General features: G+C 40.7%; 13 protein-coding genes. 7 read left to right on the top strand and 6 right to left on the bottom strand.

Features of this window, described 5'->3' with window-relative positions:
• Window positions 1–2: 2 nt before the first annotated feature.
• From H0W62_10300 to H0W62_10290, 3 genes are all read right to left on the bottom strand, one after another.
• Window positions 3–650 (bottom strand): SGNH/GDSL hydrolase family protein, encoded by a 648-nt coding sequence (locus H0W62_10300; GenBank protein ID MBA3648921.1) that lies wholly within the window; start codon window positions 648–650, stop codon window positions 3–5.
• A 131-nt stretch (window positions 651–781) separates the two neighbouring features.
• Window positions 782–973: a cold shock domain-containing protein gene (locus H0W62_10295; protein MBA3648920.1), complete on the bottom strand. Its 192-nt coding sequence runs from the start codon at window positions 971–973 to the stop codon at window positions 782–784.
• A gap of 102 nt (window positions 974–1075) precedes the next feature.
• Complete coding sequence (locus tag H0W62_10290; GenBank protein ID MBA3648919.1) at window positions 1076–2158, bottom strand: mannose-1-phosphate guanylyltransferase; 1083 nt, start codon at window positions 2156–2158, stop codon at window positions 1076–1078.
• A 229-nt stretch (window positions 2159–2387) separates the two neighbouring features.
• Between H0W62_10290 and H0W62_10285 the strand changes: the two genes are divergently transcribed.
• Both H0W62_10285 and thrS read left to right on the top strand, forming a co-directional pair.
• The gene (locus H0W62_10285; protein ID MBA3648918.1) at window positions 2388–3407 is read left to right on the top strand and encodes a tetratricopeptide repeat protein; all 1020 of its coding nucleotides are present in this window, start codon (window positions 2388–2390) and stop codon (window positions 3405–3407) included.
• Window positions 3408–3424: 17 nt separating this feature from the next.
• Complete coding sequence (thrS, locus tag H0W62_10280) at window positions 3425–5350, top strand: threonine--tRNA ligase (protein ID MBA3648917.1); 1926 nt, start codon at window positions 3425–3427, stop codon at window positions 5348–5350.
• Window positions 5351–5472: 122 nt separating this feature from the next.
• Here thrS and dinB read toward each other — a convergent pair whose 3' ends face one another.
• Entirely contained in the window at window positions 5473–6699 is a 1227-nt protein-coding gene (gene dinB / locus H0W62_10275) for a DNA polymerase IV (GenBank protein ID MBA3648916.1), read from the bottom strand.
• A 257-nt stretch (window positions 6700–6956) separates the two neighbouring features.
• Here dinB and H0W62_10270 point away from each other — a divergent pair, with 257 nt between their 5' ends.
• Window positions 6957–9926: a T9SS type A sorting domain-containing protein gene (locus tag H0W62_10270; GenBank protein MBA3648915.1), complete on the top strand. Its 2970-nt coding sequence runs from the start codon at window positions 6957–6959 to the stop codon at window positions 9924–9926.
• 786 nt (window positions 9927–10712) lie between these two features.
• Here the strand turns inward: H0W62_10270 and H0W62_10265 are convergent.
• Both H0W62_10265 and H0W62_10260 read right to left on the bottom strand, forming a co-directional pair.
• Window positions 10713–12164: an SUMF1/EgtB/PvdO family nonheme iron enzyme gene (locus H0W62_10265; GenBank protein MBA3648914.1), complete on the bottom strand. Its 1452-nt coding sequence runs from the start codon at window positions 12162–12164 to the stop codon at window positions 10713–10715.
• A gap of 190 nt (window positions 12165–12354) precedes the next feature.
• Window positions 12355–13377, bottom strand: a complete 1023-nt coding sequence (locus tag H0W62_10260; GenBank protein ID MBA3648913.1) for a PorP/SprF family type IX secretion system membrane protein — start codon at window positions 13375–13377, stop codon at window positions 12355–12357.
• 122 nt (window positions 13378–13499) lie between these two features.
• On the opposite strand from H0W62_10260, the gene porU reads away from it, so the two are divergent.
• From porU to H0W62_10240, 4 genes are all read left to right on the top strand, one after another.
• Window positions 13500–17378, top strand: a complete 3879-nt coding sequence (gene porU, locus H0W62_10255) for a type IX secretion system sortase PorU (protein MBA3648912.1) — start codon at window positions 13500–13502, stop codon at window positions 17376–17378.
• A gap of 46 nt (window positions 17379–17424) precedes the next feature.
• Entirely contained in the window at window positions 17425–18624 is a 1200-nt protein-coding gene (gene porV, locus H0W62_10250; protein MBA3648911.1) for a type IX secretion system outer membrane channel protein PorV, read from the top strand.
• 21 nt (window positions 18625–18645) lie between these two features.
• Window positions 18646–19131, top strand: coding sequence for a 2-C-methyl-D-erythritol 2,4-cyclodiphosphate synthase (locus H0W62_10245; protein ID MBA3648910.1), 486 nt, complete (start codon window positions 18646–18648; stop codon window positions 19129–19131).
• 303 nt (window positions 19132–19434) lie between these two features.
• Window positions 19435–20784, top strand: a complete 1350-nt coding sequence (locus H0W62_10240; GenBank protein ID MBA3648909.1) for a transposase — start codon at window positions 19435–19437, stop codon at window positions 20782–20784.
• Window positions 20785–20963: the final 179 nt, after the last annotated feature.

The raw sequence follows: 20963 nt of genomic DNA, 5'->3' as shown, positions 1-20963 counted from the left end.
TATTATTGATTTAGCTCTTGTTCTATAACATTAGTCAGCATTTCTGCCCACACCCGGTACATTTCTGCATTTGGGTGCAGGCCATCTTCGGTTACCCAATTGGCGTGGTCACGTGTTAAGGGTGTAATATTTATATAATGAATACCCTGATTTTTGCATTCTTCTTTATTGATAGCATTAAAAAGATCAATCTCTTTAGCAATTTGTTGCCTGTCCCGTCCTTCTGCAAAAGGAGTAGCTCCCCAATCGGGAATGGAGAGCACTATCACATGGTTTTTTATGCTATCTGTAAACTGAATTGCAAGACTCAGAAGTTCTTTGAACTGTTTACTATAGGGTTCCATCTTTTCGCCCCTGTATTGATTGTTTACCCCAATAAGCAAAGTGACAAAATCAAATAGAGAGTCAGCCTGTTTCTCTTTTATACCTTCCAGTAATTCACCGGCCGTCCATCCCGTGGTTGCAATAACTTCAGGCTTTCCGAAATATATTCTACTTTTTTTAAGCAATGATACGGCCTGGTTTGGGAAGCGATCCTGTTCATTCAATCCCTCACCTACAGTATAAGAATCTCCAAGACAGAGCATGGTGTAAGGGTTTTTTTTGGCCATACTTTTAGTTTGGGCTTGTAAAAATAGGATGGGAAGCATTAACACGGTAGCAAGTAAAATACGCTTACCAGCCATAACCTAACTCGTATTTAAAAGGAAGAAAGGATTCAGCTAAAACAAAAAAGCTCCGCGGTGAATCGCAGAGCTTTTGACAAAAAGAATTAAATCGTTTATGCTAGTTTCACATTCACTGCATTTAAACCTTTTTTACCTGGGGTGACGTCGAAAACCACTTCATCTCCTTCACGAATTTCTTGTGTTAATCCTGATACATGGACGAAAATATCCTGCCCGGTGGATGCGTCATTGATGAATCCAAAACCCTTGGTGGAATTAAAGAATTTTACTTTACCTTTTTTCATTGAAATTAAATTTTATTGTTTAAAGAGGATCAAAGTTACAACAATCTTCGACGCAACCTAATTTTTTATTATAAATTGAATCGTGAAATACAGGTATTGGAGCTATAGGAAACGGTCACCTTTCTTACGCCTGATGTCGGCAACAATTTGCTTAATCTCCTGCTCTTTGTCTTTGCGGCAAATCAGCAGCACTTCCTCCGTGTCCACCACAATGTAATCTTCCAGGCCTTGTAACACCACCAGTTTTTGATCAGGTACCATAACCATGGAGTTATTGGAATCATAGATCATTACATTTTTACCGGATACGGCATTTCCCAAATAATCCTTATGATGGGATTCATATAACGAGGCCCATGTACCCAAATCACTCCATCCGAACTGTGCAGGAATTACGCAAACATTTTTTGCTTTTTCCATAATGCCTGTATCGATGCTTACATTCGGGCATAGAGCAAAAGCATTAGATACAAATTCTTTTTCAGCAGGTGTGTTGTATACTTTTTTACCCTCTTTAAAGTTATCATTCACTTCAGGAAGAAAGTGATGAAAGGCATTTAATAAGGTTCTAACATTGGAGATAAAAATGCCGGCATTCCATAAAAAATCGCCGCTTTGAAAAAAGGTAGTCGCAATGTCAAAAGGTGGCTTTTCTACAAACGTTTTTACCTTAAATACGCCATCCTCTCCTTTTTCATCCATGTATTGAATATAACCGTAGCCCGTATCAGGCCGGGTAGGAGGTATACCTAATGTAATAATCAGATCTTTTTTTTCGACAACCTTCAAACCTTTTTCAATGGCTTCGCGGTACTTTGCCTCATTAAGGATCACGTGATCTGAAGGTGCAATTACCACATTTGAGTTTGTGTCCAGCGATAAAATCTTATGACCGGCGTAAGCAATACACGGCGCTGTATTTTTTCTTGCCGGTTCCAGTAGTAAGTTTTCCTCTTTTACCTGAGGAATATGGAGTTTCACAAGGTCCTTGTAAGCCTCGTTCGTGATAATAAATATCTTTTCTGCCGGAAAAAATTGGATAAAACGCTCATAGGTAAGCTGCATCAGAGACTTTCCTGTTCCCAGAAAATCAATGAACTGCTTTGGATAACGCGATTTACTCAAAGGCCAGAAACGGCTTCCGATACCTCCTGCCAATATCACAGCATAATTATGCTTTTTCATAAGAGACTATAATAAAGCTATCAAAAATAGCTGTTTCTGATGAGGGTAATTTAGCTATCAGATTGTTCTGCCATCTACAATTTATAAGTTAATGTAGTGATAAGTCTATCTCTCTCAAAAATCAGATGTTACAGAAAACCAAAATTCAATTTCCAACGATAATACTGAATCCATTGGTAGCTTGCTTGCTATTCCACCATTTCGCTTCGGTAATTATTAATTTTGGGTGATGAGAAAATATTGGCTGCTGCTCATTTTGTGGTTATCCTTCCTGTTTTCATGCAAGCACCCGGTCGCAAATGTGCAAAGCAAAGAGCAGGATTCACTCATTAAAAAAGCGCTGGGTGATCCGCAGGTAAAGGTGCTTACTGAGCAGATTTCAAAAGATCCAAAGAGTGCAGAAAATTATTTTACGAGGAGCAATATACTGATGCAGGCAAACTTTATCCGTGCAGCTTTTAATGATATTTCTACAGCAATTGCCCTGGATTCATCCAATACAAAATACTACTTTTCAATAGGGGATATATATTTGAAGGGTGCCAATGTGCGTGGTGCGCTGAGTGCCTTTAATTCTGTTTTAAAATTCGATCCAAAAAATGAAGAAGCGCTGATGAGAATGAGTAAAGTTTATTTTTATGAAAAAAATTATACGAATTCATTAAAGCAATTAGAGAACTTAGAAAAAATAAATAAAAACAATCCTGAAATAAATTTTATAAGGGGAATGAATTATAAAGAAATGGGCGACACCACTCATGCCCTTGCAGCATTTCAGAATGCAGTTTCTATTAATCCTGCTTTTTATGATGCTTACATGGAATTAGGGTTACTTTCTATGCACCAGCCTGGCGGGCAGGCTCCTCAATATTTTGATAATGCAATCCGGATCGACAGTTCAAGCACTGAGGCCTATTATGACAAAGGGAAATTTTTCCAGGAGAGGAAAGAATATGAAAAAGCAAAAGACATTTACCACAGATTAATTATGATTGATCCCCAGTACCAGAATGCATATTTTAACCTGGGTTTTATTTTTATAAATCAGGATTCAATAGATAAGGCATACCGCATGTTCGACCTTGCAATAAAGGTTTCGCCGGCGTATGCTGAAGCCTACTATTACAGAGGTTTGTGTTCATTACAAAAAGGCAGGAAAGAGGATGCCATCGATGATTTCCGTCAGGCAATAACCCTGAAACCAGAATATGAGCCTGCCCAAAAAGAATTAAATAATATAACCAGGTAAATATTTAATCTGTCAACATGATTAAGATTACATTTCCCGACGGTACAATCAGGGAATATGAACAAGGAATCACTTCACTTGATATAGCAAAGTCTATTAGCGAAGGATTAGCCAGAAAAATAGTAGTGTCAAAGGTGGATGACAAAGTGCAGGATGCAACAAGACCTATTAACCAGGATTCGACTTTAAAGTTGCTGACCTGGGATGATTCAGAAGGAAAAGCCACTTTCTGGCATTCCTCTGCACATCTGATGGCGGAGGCATTGGAATTTTACTTTCCCGGGATAAAGTTCGGATATGGCCCACCCGTTGAAAATGGATTTTATTATGATATTGATTTAGGAGGAAGAGAAATAAAGCCTGAAGATTTAAGGAAGATAGAACAAAAAATGAAAGAGCTCGCGGCAAAAAATAATCATTATATCCGCAGGGAAGTTTCAAAAGAAGAAGCATTAAAATATTTTCAGGAAAAAGGAGATGAGTATAAAGTGCAAACCATTTATGAGCTGAATGACGGCGAGATCACTTTTTATCAGCAGGGAAATTTTATTGATTTGTGCAGAGGGCCTCATATTCCCAATACAAGCTTTATAAAAGCAATATTGCTCACAAATATAGCAGGAGCTTACTGGAAGGGTGATGAGAAGAACAAGCAGCTCACCCGCATCTATGGTATCACTTTTCCAAAACAAAAAGAGCTTGATGATTATGTAACGGCGCTTGAAGAAGCCAGGAAGCGTGATCACCGGAAAATAGGCAAGGATCTGGAAATCTTCATTTTTGATGATGATGTAGGACCGGGACTTCCATTGTGGCTGCCTAATGGTGGCATTTTGATTGAGCAACTGGAGGCACTCGCAAAAAAGACTGAAGCTGAGGGGGGCTATGCCCGTGTAAAAACTCCTCACATTGCAAAAGAATCCCTGTATTTAAAGAGCGGGCACTTGCCTTACTATGCCGATTCCATGTACCCGCCAATGGAACTTGAAGGAATTAAGTATTACCTGAAAGCTATGAATTGCCCTCATCACCATAAAATTTATGCTGCTTCCCCCCGTAGTTATAAAGACCTTCCGCTTCGGCTGGCGGAATATGGAATGTGCTACCGCTATGAACAGTCGGGCGAGCTCTTTGGACTTATGCGCGTACGTTGCCTCCAGATAAATGATGGCCATATTTATTGCTCCGAAGAGCAGTTTGAAAGTGAGTTTAAGGCAGTAAATGAGATGTACCTGAAGTATTTTAAAATTTTCGGGATTGAAAAATACCAAATGCGTTTTTCCACCCATAATCCTGCACGGCTGGGTAAGAAATATCTGGACATGCCCGAATTATGGAAGAAGACTGAGGATATGGTTCGCAAAGTATTAATTGAATCAAATATTCCCCATGTAGAAGTAGCTGATGAAGCTGCATTCTACGGACCTAAAATAGACGTTCAGGTCTGGAGTGTTATTGGAAGAGAATTTACTTTAGCAACAAACCAGGTTGATTTCGCACAACCATTACGTTTCGATCTGTCTTTTCAGAATAAGAACAACGAATCCGAAACGCCAATCGTTATTCACCGGGCACCTTTGGGAACACATGAGCGCTTCATCGGATTTTTAATTGAGCATTATGCAGGCAACTTTCCGGTATGGCTGGCGCCCAGGCAGGTAGCTATTTTGCCCATTAGCGACCGGCATACAATGTATGGTAAAAAATTATTAGACCTTTTACGTAAGCATAACCTGCGGGCGGAACTCGATGAACGCGCAGAAAAGATTGGAAAAAAGATCAGAGATGCAGAAATGAAGAAGATTCCCTACATGCTGATAATTGGTGACAAAGAAGAGCAGGAAGAAAAAATGAGTGTAAGAAAGCATGGTGAGGGAGATAAGGGCCAAATGCCGGTGGATGTGTTTTTAAATCAGCTAATATCAGAAGCGGCTATACCCTGATTTTTTTTTGCTATCAGCATTTGGTAAAGGATATATTGTCAAACTTACCGAAATAATCTTTTGCAGTAGAAGTAATAGCTGTTAACAAAACATAATAAGATTTTTTAAAATTCAGGCCATCTCTATCCCTTCTTATTCTCGCCTTCCGCCACACTCTTACGTATTCCATTAAATGGGTTAAAATCACGTAAATGAAATCCAAGCCCTGCCGCGCGCTGTACGGCATTATCACCATATCTTTTGCGTATTTTATCCATGGCCTGGTAGAGTTGTATCATCTCTTCGGAATCTTCCCACAGGTTAATCTGGTAACCACCGCCCACCAGGTGACTAAACCGTACGCCTGCCAGGCGAATCAGCATTCTCCGGTTATAAAGCTTGTCAAACAGTTCTTTCACTCTTAAAATAAGGTGGTGGTCGCAGTTGGTGTACGGCACCTGGCATTGCATGGTATGCGTATCGAAGTTGGAATAGCGGATCTTTACGGTTACGCATGCGGTCAGCTTATTTTCGTTCCGCAGCTGCAGGGCCAGCTTCTCCGTCATAGTGATGAGCAGTGATTTTAACTTCACTATGTCAATAGTGTCCTGATCAAAGGTTTCTTCTGAGGATATAGATTTACGCTCGCTGTAGGGAATTACGGGACTATCATCGATGCCATTTGCCTTCTGCCAGATAGTAACACCGTTTTCTCCCAGCACATCTTTCATCAATTCCACCGGCATCTGCTGAAGGGTATAAATTTTTTCAATGCCCATCTGCCGTAACGTATAGTATGTTTTTTCACCTACCATCGGAATTTTATTTACCGACATCGGAGCTAAAAATTCCTTTTCAGTGCCCCGGTCCACCTTTTTATTATTGTTCGGCTTTACTTCATCCGTTGCTACTTTAGAAACGGTTTTATTAACTGACAATCCGAAGGAGCTGGGCAGTCCCGTCTCTTTCTTAATTTTCTCCCATAGTTGCAGCGCCCAGCGATAGCAGCCAAAAAAACGATCCATGCCCGTCATGTCTATATAAAATTCATCCACCGATGATTTCTCATAAACCGGCACCTGCTCATGGATAATCTCCGTTACCTCATCTGACTTTTTAGTATACATCTCATAATCTCCATGCACAATTAATGCCTCCGGGCATAATCTTCTGGCCAGTTTCATAGGCATGGCCGAATGAATACCGTATTTACGTGCCTCATAGCTACACGCTGCCACCACACCCCTGCCACTACTGCCGCCTATAAGCACCGGCTTATTATTTAATGCAGGATTCATGAGCCTGGAGACCGCAACAAAGAAGCAATCCAGATCCATATGAATAATAGTCTTATCAGTATTTAAAAACATGATTGTATTCCAATCTATTTTTTGGATTGTAATTTAATCATTCTTTTTAATATGGATTTAAAAAAATAGATCTATTAGCGAGTAGAGGAATAAGGAACGGCGTACTTTAAAAATGCACAGAGTTAAAAAATAAAAAAAATTTTGACTTTTCTGTGACTTATATATATTTGATTATAAACGGATTAAAAGGGGTTAATCCTTTTTTACTGCTAAGAACCAAACACCTACCCCAAAACAGTTAACTCAAAATCTCTAGGATGCTGCGAAACGTTACTAACGCTTCGGGAAAACTCTATTTTATTTTTTTCCTGATTTTTTATTCCAATGGATATGCTCAGACTCAACCGCCTTTAATCACTCCGGCTTTAACAACACGTACACCTTTAGATCCCACCTTTATAGGCTACAATGCTACCAACACTACCGAAGATGGCATGTCTATTATTAACCATAACCTGCTTACACATGTAGGGGCACTTCATGGGAAAGTCTACCGGTATCCAGGCGGGGGTATTGCTAACTGGTGGGACTGGCATACAGGATGGTTTTTAGATTCTTCCATTGTTCCTATGAAGCATCAAAAACAGGTGAAGAAGCCAAACACTCTTGAGAGCTTAAAGGTATTTCTGGATTCTGCGAATGCGGAACCACTGTTTGTGGTAAACATGATTACTTCCACTCTTGCGGACCAGGTAGCCATGCTTAAACATGCTGATTCAATAGGATTGCCTGTTAAATATGTGGAGCTGGGAAATGAATTCTTCCTGGATCCTACCCCGGATGACAGCGTCGCGTATAAAGTTTTTCCTACTGCAGCCATTTATGGGTCAGTATGTACGCAATGGATAGATACCATCCATCATTACTTTCCCCAATGTAAAATCGGAGCAGTTGGCGCATTCAATAAAACATCCGCCACCCGAAGACAGACATGGGATGAAAGCATGTTTACCACTTTGAAGCACGAGGATGTTATAACGTACCATTGCTACTATTCAGCTGCTTCGGGTGATTCCCTTATAGATTCACTTGGATTGCCTTTTCTATCAAGTGATCTGCCTGAAATGTTCTATCGCCCAAATGAAGCCTGGGATATTCTTGCTACAGAAGATTTATCTATCCTTCGACCGTGGGACCAGGTATGGATTACAGAGTATAACCTTACGGATACCAAACGGCCGGTAGAGGGTACATGGGCCCATGGATTATTTTTGGCGGAATACACATTGATGTTTTTAAATGACTGGAGAATTACGAACCTCCATGATTTTGAAACCGTGGGCTCTGCTGTTCACGGCTCCTATTTCGATAATACCAAAGGGTTCAACTACGGTGGAAAGGATGGTTATATTCCGCCACCTCATCCAAAGCCTACTGTGGCTTGGGATTTAACTGCAGGCGGATCCGTAATGCAACTAATAGGCAAGGCTATCGAAAACAAGAAATACGCTTCTCCTCTTGTATTTGATAAGTGCCCTGTGTTAACTTTTAATTACGATGGTGAAATGGTAACCTATAAAACGGTTCTGGGTTGGTTTCTGACAGATGATAAAACAGCCGATCTGCTGGTAGTAAATGTTTCAGATTCTTCTTATAAAATAAATATAAAAGATCTCTTTCCAAATGGAGGCACTCAGGAGAAATATGCGGGCGATCCTATGGAATATATTGCCTCTGAGCCTGAACTAACTTATACTACCAAAAAAATAAAGGCAGCGGACACCCTGGTTACTCTCGAACCCTATTCTGTTTTAAGAATATCGGGAAGCGGTATTCCGGCTCCCCCACCCCCCCAGGTCAGTATTTCACCAAAAAGTCCGGTCAGCATATGCCAGGGTGAATCTGTGTTACTAAAGGCCAGCAGTGGTTATTCAGAATACGAATGGTCTACCGGGCAAACTACAAAGAATATTACTGTAGAATCTTCAGGCATGTATTGGGTGAGGGTGCGTAATATTACCAATGGATATGCTACCGCTGATACGGTAATGGTTACCGTTAATCCCTTGCCAAAATCACCTAAAATAAAAATAGACGGAAGTAAATCGGCTTGTCAGGGTAAACCAATTTCACTGGACCCGGGTGATCTTACAGGTTATTCTTTATTGTGGAATACAGGGGCAACCTCTTCTCTTTTAAAGGTAACAAGCTCCGGAAATTATTGGCTTACTATAACGGATGAATATGGCTGCAAAGCGAATTCCGATACTCAGAATATAACCATATATCCGTTACCGGTAATTACCGTAACGCCCGCAGGTCCATTAACAGTATGTTCAGGTGAAGAGGAAACGCTTACGGCAAATGATGGATATAAAAATTATGTTTGGTCTTCAGGAAAAACCGGTAAAGTATTGAAGACTGCCGATGCCGGAACTTATTCAGTAACGGCAACCGGAGATTACGGATGTACCGGAACCTCGAATGCCATTATAATCTCTGCAAGCACCCTTCCCAAGCCTAAGGTTATTTTATCGGGCCCGCCGTCTTATTGTGATGGTATTGCACCGAGCGTGTTAAAATCAAGTGTTGCTGGTTACAGTTATCAATGGGAAAAAAACGGTAAGGATATCAGCGGTGCTATAGCTAAAACCTATACGCCTTTATCGTCAGGCAATTACACGGTTAAAATATTGGATGCTGTATGTCAGAATACCTCTGATCCGCTAACCATCATTGTCTGGAAACTTCCGAAAGCTAAAATTTCACTTTCAGGATCAACCAATATCTGCAAGGGAGCTACAAAACTTTTAACTGCTTCTGTTGATGTGGGTTATAATTATCAGTGGCAAAAAAATGAGACTAATATATCCGGCGCTATATTGTCCACCTACGTAGCGACATCTTCCGGTAATTATGCCTGCCTTATTACGGATGGCAACGGATGCATAAATACTTCCAATACCATTACACTCACCAGTAATTGCAGGGAGGATGATTCTAATATAATTAATGGTGAATTTAGAGAACTGTCCCTTTTTCCAAATCCGGCACAGGATCTCCTTAATATTCATGTTTCTTTTAAACAACCAAAGGAAGAATTATGCCTTGTTGAGATCAAAAATTTTATTGGAGTAACAGTAAGCTCGACTGCAGTGGCATTTATAGGAGATGAAATGGATACGGAAATTCAGATCAGCCCCGAAGTATCGGAAGGGATTTATTTGGTTTATATTAAAAATGGCGAAGACGTTTATATAAAAAAATTTATTGTAAGCAGGAAGTAGCAACGTAAAGAGGGCCTTGAAAGAGGTTCTTCTTATTTTTTGATAACCTAACCTTATTTATTCCTGTTGGAGCAGGCTTCAGAAATTAATTTCTTCATTACCAAAAAATGAGAGCGTCTTTTCTGCTAGATAAAAAAAAATATAAAAATTAAAAAAAATTATAAGTTTATTATTACATCTATATATATGATTATGAGATGGTTAAATGGAGTTAAACCTTTTATTTCCCATAAGTAAACACCGTACCCCTTATAAGTTAATCATTAATTTTTACTAATGTTTCAGGAACGTGTATTAGGCTTTCGGAAAGCGTACTTTGTTTATTTCTTCTCTCCCTTAGCATCGCACTGTAGATACCGTAAGCGTAGTTAGTAACTGTAAAGGAGAAGATTATGCTTCTTACAATGCTTTTAGAGCAAGCTTTACTATTTATCCAAATCCTGCCGGCGATCATATTTTTTTAAGTGCACAATTCGATGAAAATTCTGAAAGGTCGTGCAGTGTCCAAATGGTTAATTTAGTGGGTAAAGTATTTTATTCCGCATCAGTATTAAAAATCAAAACCGTATTGAAGAAGAAATAAACATGGATCCTGCTGTTCCAAACGGTTTATATATAATACTGCTGAAAAGCGGAGCAGAAACTCTAGTCAGGAAATTTATTTAGATAAAAGGTAATTGACCTTTATGGCCAGTTCATTTCCAGGAGTGCGATAAAGATCCCGGAAAATAAAAGAGGCTGCCTGTTCAAGCAGCCTCTTTTTATCTGGACATTTAAAGGATTATATTACCTGGTTTTGAACTCCTTTATTTTATTTCCGGATGGGATTTTATTTCCTGCAGGGCTGCCTACCCGAACCATTGCGCATCGGAAGCCAATGGTTGCTGTAGCCAGGTTCTCATCTAAAAACCTGCGGGTGCCTGGTGAGAGGTAATAGGCCCGGTCATTCCAGGAGCCGCCTTTGTAAACCCGTGCATTATCATTTATAAGCGTGGTAACTCCGTAGTTATATGTGGCATCAGACATCGTATCTCCATCCATAAAATTGATCGCGTTTCCACGGCGGTAGTTCAGGCGATTAGCACTTTCCTTATCAGAAACCGGAATCCGCACAACACGGCCCATAGAATCCTTATCTACATGGGTGCCTTCTGCATCCAGAGAATCTTTCATGAAGATATTTCCCCGAAAAGGGTTAAAATCACTTGCATCATAAAAGGTGGTAGGCCGATATACATCCGCCACCCACTCACTCACATTACCGGCCATGTTATACAACCCGAAATCATTAGGTACAAAGGATGTAACCTCCCCGGGAATGTCAGCATTATCATTTAAGCCTCCTGCAATACCCATCATATCACCACCTCCTCTTTTAAAGTTTGCCAGAAATTTTCCCTGTGCACTATTATGATAGGGATCCCGGAGGTTTTTGCCGTTCCATGGATATATCTTTCTATCGGTAATAATTTCTTCGCCTTTATATGCGCTATTGCCGATCAATCCTAATGCAGCATATTCCCATTCCGCTTCGGTTGGGAGCCGGTAATCCGGCAGCAAAATTCCATCCTCTACTCTTACTGGTCTTTCACCCGTGCCATTTGGGCTGTAATCTTTTAAGTTTTTCTTAACCGTACCCTGGTATTGCCCAATAAGGTAAGATCCGGTATTGAAGTTATCAGCATCTACCTGGTTCGGGTTTCTTTCCAGAATTCCTTCGCGCATTAGGATGCCTTCGTTAACCCTGTCCGTTCGCCACTTGCAGTATTCATTGGCCTGCACCCAGGTAACACCTACCACAGGATAATTATTATAGGCAGGATGGCGGAAGTAGTAATCTACGTATGGTTCATTATAAGCCAGCTCATCACGCCAAACCATGGTATCGGGTAAAGCACGCCGATAAATTTCAGGAAAGTCAGCCCCAAAAATTCGATTTAGCCAGAATAAATACTCGCGATAGTGAATATTTGCTACCTCCGTTTCATCCATATAAAAAGAAGCAACCGTTACTTTACGCGGTACATTATCGTAATCGTAAGTTATGTTCTGCTCAGTATTGCCCATTACGTAGGAGCCGCCGGATATGAGCACTAGATTAGGACCGTTTTCCTGTCCTTTATAATTATGTTCTTCGAATCCTCCCCACTTAGAATCGTTATAGTTCCATCCTGTAGCGGTAGATTTTTCATTCTTGCAGGAATTCAAAATGAACAGGCAAGCTACCGCTGTTAACATTATTGGTCCTGATAAAAAAAATGAATGCTTTAGCATGTTTGTCTTAAGTAATTGTAAAATGTAGAAGGGATTAACGCAAAAGTAATTGATTTAGTGCAAGCGAAAACCTGATTAATTGATTCAGTAAGAATAAGGCAATAATGGAATTCTGATGTATTTCAGTTGCCCAAAAACACAGTGGTTGCGGGTATTAAAACATTTTAGGACACTCGGTAAGCTTTTTCCTCTGGTTTTTTTCCCTGGATTTTTTCGAATCATTAAAATTGAGTGTAACAGAAATTTCATGGCTTCCTCCTGTTCCGCTTAACCCGCCAAGGGTTATGTCATAGCTGTAACCAATTTTAAAGATCCCTTTTTGTAATCCTGCGAGAAGGATAAAGGCGGATGAGTTGCTGGCTTTAATGCTATCTGACTGAACAGAGGCTGCATTGTTTTTTCCGAAAGCATACCGGTAGTATAAACCTGCATAAAAAACATTTATACCTGTGATAAAGCCGCCTGTTGCCTGTTTAAAAAATTCCTGCTGAGCGTACATGATATTAGGCGAAAAAAAGGATGAAGAGCTGTAGTTGCCGGAGCGCAGCTCTATCCCTGCATTTGCATCATAACAAATAGGCAAATGCTCCGGCAATGTATTATCAAAAGATTCATTTGGCTGCGAAAGATGCTTTGCTGCAAAACCGATAAAAACTTTTTTACTGAAAAAAAGTGCACCGGCCCCAAAGTCAGCAAATGATCGGGTAGGATTATCCGGAATATCCTTACTGGGAAAATTGTTGACAGATCCATTTCCAAGGTTAATATTTTCAGCAAAAACCAATTTGTCCGTTTGTATTCTTTTCTGCATAAAAGCTGCCTGAAGTCCCACATTTATCGCCCAATTTTCATTCAGTTGTATCTGATAGGCATACATCCCGGTAATGCTATTCGTGTAATAAAAACCGCCCTGTACATCTGATGAAACTATGGCGCCTACACCGCTGTTAATCTGATTTAAAAACTGATCATATGAAACTAAATAGGTGGAATAGGCATTTCCTAATAAAGGCCATTGGTTGCGGTATAACGCGGTAAGCCTGGGGCCTCCGCTTATTCCGGCGAACGCCGGATTCAGATAAAGCGTAGTATTATAGAATTGACTGAATACTACATCCTGAGCCTGTATTTTTGTGAGACCCGATAAAATAATAGCTAATATTGCGATCCTTCTCACTGCAGCAATTGAGTTTAATTGTGGTTAGACTACGCTGAAAAATAAACTTTAGTATAATACGTTAAAGAACGATATTTTTTTAAGAATCCCTGATATGAAATTTAATTAATACAAATCTCTTCATGCAGAAGTACTCCTTTCTCATTATTGCATTGCTTATTTATTATTCTTCCTATAGCCAGGTAAATTCCTATTCGCAAAAATTACTCTGGTCAGATACGCTGTTGAAATCAGAGTTTTCCGATTATAAAATATATAATGCATTTTATTTTGAAGGTGCAGTTTACCATGAAAATGAATTTGGCCGTCTGCCGCTTTTTGAGGCATCAATCCGCCTTTCTTTGCCTGGAAAGGTGAATGTTACGCTTTACAATGCTGTATATGCTCTGGTAAACACGCAGTTAAAAGGATTCACGGGAAAAGATTTCGATCCGATTAAAAATACACCGGTTATAACGGTAAATAATGGATTTGAACGCACCAGACCTATTGCTTTGGTTGCCATTCTTCCTTTCCGGAGAAATCCTGCTACTGGAATTGTTGAAAGGCTGGTTTCATTCAGTTATTCACTAACCGTAACCCCGGAAGCCGGTACTTCCTTAAGAAGCACCAATTCTTATGTTGCCCACTCCGTATTGGCAACTGGAACATGGTATAAAATAGCTGTAGGTAAGGATGGTATTTACAAGATAGATAAGTCATTCCTGCAAACCCTGGGAATCAGTACAACATCAATTGATCCGCGCAACATTCGTATTTATGGAAACGGCGGTGGCATGTTACCTGAGCCAAATAGTTTCTTTCGTTATGATGATTTGCAGGAGAATGCTATAAAAGTAGTGGGTGAAGAAGATGGGAAGTTTGATGATGGCGATTACGTATTGTTTTACGGACAGAGTCCGGACAGGTGGAAATATGATGCAGCCTTAAAGCGCTTCAGTCATATCTCTAATCTTTACTCCAAGAGTACCTATTATTTTATTACTACTGATTTGGGCGCCGGAAAACGGGTGCAGGATTACAGTTCAGGTGAAGCCAGTAATTTTGCTGTAAATACCTTTGATGATTATGCTTTTCATGAATTGGATCTGGAAAATCTCCTTCAAAGTGGAAGGCAATGGTTTGGCGAAAAATTTGATTTTGAGACTGCGGTATCCGTTCCCTTTACTTTTCCAAATATTGTTGCAGGCTCACAGGGCACGGTAACCGCCAGCGTAGCCTCCAGAAGTATATATGCCAGCAATAGCTTTGCCCTATCTGTAAATGGCCAAAGCTTAATAGCTGCCCAATCCATTCCAGCGGTATGCGCCGATTATACTTGCGGATATGCAAATGGCTCTGTATTGCAATCTGTATTTTATCCTGCCCCGGGTACGCTTACAGTAAAACTGGATTATAATAAGAATTCTCAGGATGCTGTTGGGTATCTCGATTATATTGAGATTAACGTTGTGAGTAACCTTTCGTGGAATGGCTCGCAAATGAATTTCAGGAGTGCTGCATCCATGGGTATAGGAAAAGTATCTCAATTCACTATCAGCAATACAAATAGTAATTTATTAACGTGGGATGTTACCAAGTCTACTAATGTCGTGAGTGAATCCATGAATTTCACAGGTAACCAGAGCCAGTTTACGGTAGCTACTGACACGCTTCATGAATTTGTAATTTTTTCAAATAGTGAAGGTATGGTGCCTGAAATAGCAGGCAAAATATTAAACCAGGACTTGCATTCTCTTAGCCAGTCTGACCTGTTTATTATTACCCCCGACCTGTTAAGGTCTTCGGCAGAAGACCTGGGAAATTTCCACCGGAATCAATTCAGCCAATCCGTGAATGTAGTTTCAGTGGAGCAGATATATAATGAGTTTTCAGCAGGGGCAAAAGACCTTTCTGCTATTCGTGATTTCATACGAATGTTTTACGTTCGGGCTAATGGTGATTCGGTATTAATGCCCAAATACCTGCTTCTTTTTGGAGATGGTTCCTATGATAATAAGGAAAATATACCCGGAAATAGCAGCTTAATTCCTGCTTACGAGAGCTCCAATTCCTTAAGCCCTACCAGCTCCTTTGTATCAGACGATTTTTTCGGATTATTAGATGTAACCGAAGGGGGAAACATTCTCGATCCGGCAGCAAAAGTGGATATTGCGATAGGCCGGCTTCCGGTTAACAATACTGACCAGGCATCTGTTGTAATAAATAAAATAAAAATCTATGCGGCTCCCCAATCTTTAGGAAACTGGCGCAATGTGCTCACCTTTGTTGCAGATGATGAAGATAATGATGTGCACATAAATGACTGTGATGAGATCGCAACAAATACGGGCAATGCTCACCCGGTGTATAACATCGATAAGATCTATTTAGATGCGTATAAGCAAGTGCAAATTCCGGGAGGAGCACGTTATCCTGAGGTCAACATTGCAATAAATAATCAAATTAACGGGGGCACCCTTCTGTTTAATTATGTTGGTCATGGAGGCACCGGCGGACTAGGGCATGAGCGCATCATGAATCTTACAGAGATTCAGAATTACACGAATTTAAATAAGCTTACCCTGTTTGTAACCGCCACCTGCGATTTTACAGTGTATGATAATCCGTCCATAGTATCGGCAGGAGAGCAGCTGCTTTTAAATGCAAAAGGAGGTGCCATTGCATTGGTAACTACCGTTCGCCTGGTGTATTCATCTGCAAATAAATTGATGAATCAGGCCTTTATGGATAATGTGTTTGTAGCAAAAAACGGTATTATTCCACCTTTGGGCGAAGTATTCAGGAGAGGCAAAAACAAGATCAGCGGTGATACCAATAACAGGAAGTTCACACTTATAGGGGATCCTGCCATTACTTTGGATTACCCGCAATACAATATAAACACTACAGCCATTGAAGGTAAAACCCTAACATCAGTTCCTGATACCATGAAAGCGCTTCAAAAGGTTACGGTAAGCGGAACCATAAATGATTTTAACGGTAATGTAATGCAGGACTTTAATGGCGTTATTTTTCCAACTATTTATGATAAGCCGCAGCTTTACCAGACCCTGGCTAACGACGAAGCAAGCTATGTAAGAAGCTTTGTTTTACAAAAGAACGTGATCTATAATGGTAAGGCAAGCGTTCGCAATGGGGTTTTTAGTTTTTCTTTTATTGTGCCGAAAGATATTTCTTATCAGTTCGGTTACGGAAAAATCAGCTACTATGCCGATAACGGTGTTATAGATGCTTCAGGATATAAGAATGATATTGTGATAGGGGGGATATCAGACTCGGTAGCACATGACGTTTCAGGACCGCAGGTTAAAGTATATATGAATGACGAACGCTTTGTATTTGGCGGGATTACAGATCCAAACCCGACGATCCTGGTTAAGTTGATCGATTCAAGCGGGCTTAATACAGTCGGTACTGGTATTGGCCACGATATAACTGCTGTGCTCGATAATGATACTAAGAATACTTTGGACATGAACAATTTTTATTCAACCGATTTAGACAGCTACCAATCAGGGGAAGTGCGTTATCCTTTAACCAGCCTGGCGGAAGGCGTGCATACACTAAATGTTAAGGCCTGGGATGTGTATAATAATTCTTCCCAGGCATTAACACAGTTTGTGGTTTCTACATCTGCCTCAATGGCCTTAGCGCACGTGCTGAACTATCCGAACCCTTTTACTACTCGTACTGAATTTATGTTTGAGCACAATATGCCGGGTGCGGTGCTTAATGTTATGATTCAGATTTATACGGTTTCAGGGAAGCTGGTAAAAACCATGCAACAGGCAATTGTTCCCCAATCTGTAAATACTTCCGGTTCGGGTTTTGGCGTTGGAGATGCTGAAGGCGGTTACCGGGTGAATGGAATCTACTGGGACGGCAAGGACGATTACGGCGATCCTATAGGAAAGGGAGTATATGTTTATAAGCTTTCGGTAAGAGCTGCAAATGGTTTCAAGGCTGATAGGTATGAAAAATTGGTCATTCTTAAATAAAAAAATATTTTTGTTTTCTCATTCAGTTTCATCTCACTCCATTTTAATGAATACAATATCTTTATTTCGAAAGGCTTCTATTGCAGTTATTACAATTATTATTCTGATATCATCTTATGTTAAAGCGCAAACCCCGAGTATTGCCGATTCGCTGGATGGCCGTGTAAACACTATTAATACCGCTGTTCCATTCTTAAGAATAGCTCCCGATGCCCGATCGGCTGCCATCGGCGATGCAGGGCTTGCTCTTTCACCGGATGCAAATGCTATATTTTGGAACGGTGCGAAGCTGCCTTTTGCTCAGCAGGATCTGGCGTTGTCGGCTACGTATACCCCCTGGCTACGTGAATTGGTTAATGATATCTACCTCGCAACTTTAGGAGGATATTATAAAGTTGATCCTAACTCGGCAATATCTTTTGGCCTTCGTTATTTTTCACTGGGAAGTATCACCTTTACAAATGCTTCCGGTCAAACCCTGGGCGATTTCAACCCTAAAGAATTTGCTATTGATGCTGGATATTCCAGAAAACTGACAGATCACTTTGGAACAGGCCTGAATCTTGGATTTATCTATTCTAACCTTGCGGCCGGTTTTGCAGTAAGTAATGTTCCTATTAAGGCGGGCACAGCAGTAAAAGCAGATATATCATTTTTTTATACTCATAATGCTCAGTTCGGTACCACTAAAGGCAGTTATAATATTGCGGCAACTGTTGCAAACATCGGTAATAAAATTACCTATACAGAATCTGCGGAGAATAAGGACTTTATTCCAACAAACCTGGGGTTAGGTGGAGATGTATCGTTTGACTTTAATGAATATAATAAATTGTCACTCGATCTTAATTTCAATAAATTGCTTGTTCCCACACCGGATACGTCCGGCAACTTCAGAAATGTAGGTGTTATATCAGGCATCTTTAAATCATTTGGAGATGCTCCCGGAGGTTTTAGTGAAGAAATGCAGGAGATTGATGTGCAAGGCGGAGCAGAATACTGGTATAAAAGCTTGTTCAGTGTGCGGGCGGGATACTTTTTCGAAAGCAAGAATAAAGGAGGCAGGCAGTTCCTCACAGCTGGTTTAGGTATAAAGTATAATGTCTTCGGCCTTAATTTTTCCTATTTGGTACCTACTTCCAGCCAAAAGAATCCATTAGATAATACCCTTCGTTTTTCTTTATTGTTTGACTTTAACAATTTGAAAGGCGCACAGCAGGAAACACCACCTTCAGAGCAGGATTAGACGGGTTATTAAATTATTTTTTTGTCACCATTCAGGATTGGCTTTGGCTTTGATGTGCATCCTTTAGCTGAGGGAAATGACTTTTATTTGGGTGGAGTGAAACTTCCCCATACCAAAGGAGCGGTAGGGCATTCTGATGCCGATGTCTTGATCCACGCCATTTGTGATGCCTTATTGGGCGCTGCAGGGCTGGGAGATATCGGATTTCATTTTCCTGATACAGATCTGCAGTATAAAAATATTGATAGCAAAATTTTATTGAAGCGGGTTGTGGAATTGCTTGCTGAAAAAAAATATCGGGTGGGAAACCTTGATACAACTGTCTGCCTGGAGCATCCGAAGATAAATTCCTACATACCTTCCATGAAGCGATCTCTGGCAGAGGTTACAGGATTATATGAGGATTGTATCTCGATTAAAGCAACTACCAATGAGAAGCTGGGTTATGTAGGAAGAAATGAGGGGATTGCCGCATACGCAGTCGTTCTGATTGAATATACATTATAACCCGCATTTTAAACCTGGTTAGTTGCCTGAGGAATTCTTCCATGAAAATTCTGTAAAAAACCTTGGCAGAAGTCTTACGCTGTTGCTTGTTTGCGGCTTACAAAGGAAATTAAGCAGGGAACTATTTAGTCTATTCAGTGAACAAACAGAAGAATCGAAGGCTCACTGTTCACCTTTAACTAGGGTATTCCCGAAAATGCAGAATGCGTACTTGGCAAAGATTCCACAGTAGTATGTGCAAAGAAAAATCCCCAAAAAAGTCACGAAGTGATCAATTTTGGGGCAATCAAATTTGCACTTCAAATGTATGAAAATCTTCTGTTCCAGCTTGGTCCTTCACTTTTAGAGAAAAGATTTAATGGCACTGATGTTGGCAAAATTTATCTCAGTATTCCCTTTGAAAAGTTAGCAGCACTGGTGCCCGCACCGCGATCTTCATTGAGTGGATTAGGTCGCAAGCCGTGGTTGGATGCCAAAGGTGGAATCGCGCTGCAGTATCTCAAACATTATTTACAGTTGAGTGATGCCAAACTCATCGAGCGGATCAACACCGATTGGTCACTGCAATATTTTTGTGGCATACAACTTAAACCAGGTGAAGTAATTGGCGACAAAGATTTGCCCAGCCAATGGAGAAGTTTTCTTGGTCAGCACTTGGATATTGACAAGTGGCAGAAAGTATTTGCCACGCGATGGAAGCCCTGTATGCAACAAACACAATCAGGCTCACAAGATGCTACCTGCTACGAAAGCCGCATCGCATACCCCACGGATGTAAAGCTGTTGTGGCAAGGGTGTAACACGGTTCATCAATTGATGCAACAGATTCGTCGCAAGCATCATCAGCGTCGCAGCCGCAACAATTATGCTGACAGGAGCAATGATTTTTTATCCTACCAGAAGAGCCGAAAGAAAACGCGGCGGTGGGAGAAGAAGTTGCGCCAAAGACTCGTGAAGTATTTACGCCGCTTGCTGGAACTGCTCGGTGAGCTATGTGAGAAGTATCGCGTGATATTTTCCGGGAGTAAAAGCAAGCGATTAAAAACTATCCATCGCCTCTATGAGCAGCAGTTTAAAAAACTTCATGGAGAGAAAATTGAAGACCGCATCGTGAGCATCAGCAAATCATACATCCGCCCGATCATTCGCGGCAAAGAGGTCAAGCAGGTAGAGTTCGGTGCCAAGGTTAACAAGCTGCAGATCGATGGCATCAGCTTCATCGAACATCTCAGTTATGATGTCTTCAACGAAGGCACACGTCTGCAGCAGGGCATTCGTATGCACCAAGACCTGTTTGGCAAATGCAAGCAAGTATCTGCCGACGCCATCTATGCCACCAACGCTAATCGTACCTATTGCAAGAGCAAAGGCATTGTCACCAACTTTATCCCAAAAGGAAAACAGAGACGGCACACATCCAACAAGCAGCACTCATGCGCACACTGCTCAACCGTGAGCGCAGTACCAAACTGGAAGGTAGCTTCGGCAACGAAAAAAATCACTACTTGCTTGATAAGGTCAATGCCCGTTCACCGCATACTGAAACCTGTTGGATCTTCTTCGGCATTCATACTGCCAATGCCGTCACGATGGCTAAACGCTTTGAAACCACCAGGCAAAATCATGCGCCACCACAACGCTCGCTGCGACTGACAGCATAAAACTCCGCACAAAATATCAAGGTTGAAAAGACTGCAGCACGAAGTGTGTTCGCTGCTAAACCAAAAGGATATCCGCTGCTCCATGAATCAAAAAAATATCTCTTAGCAAGATGATCAGCAAGCATTAGCCATCACTCCAAATGAATTTGAAACATTTTCGGGAATACCCTA

The sequence above is a fragment of the Chitinophagales bacterium genome, assembly GCA_013816805.1.
GTDB lineage: Bacteria > Bacteroidota > Bacteroidia > Chitinophagales > UBA10324 > MGR-bin340.
The sequence above is the reverse complement of the archived record's forward strand: the minus strand, read 5'-3'. Positions and strand labels throughout refer to the sequence as shown.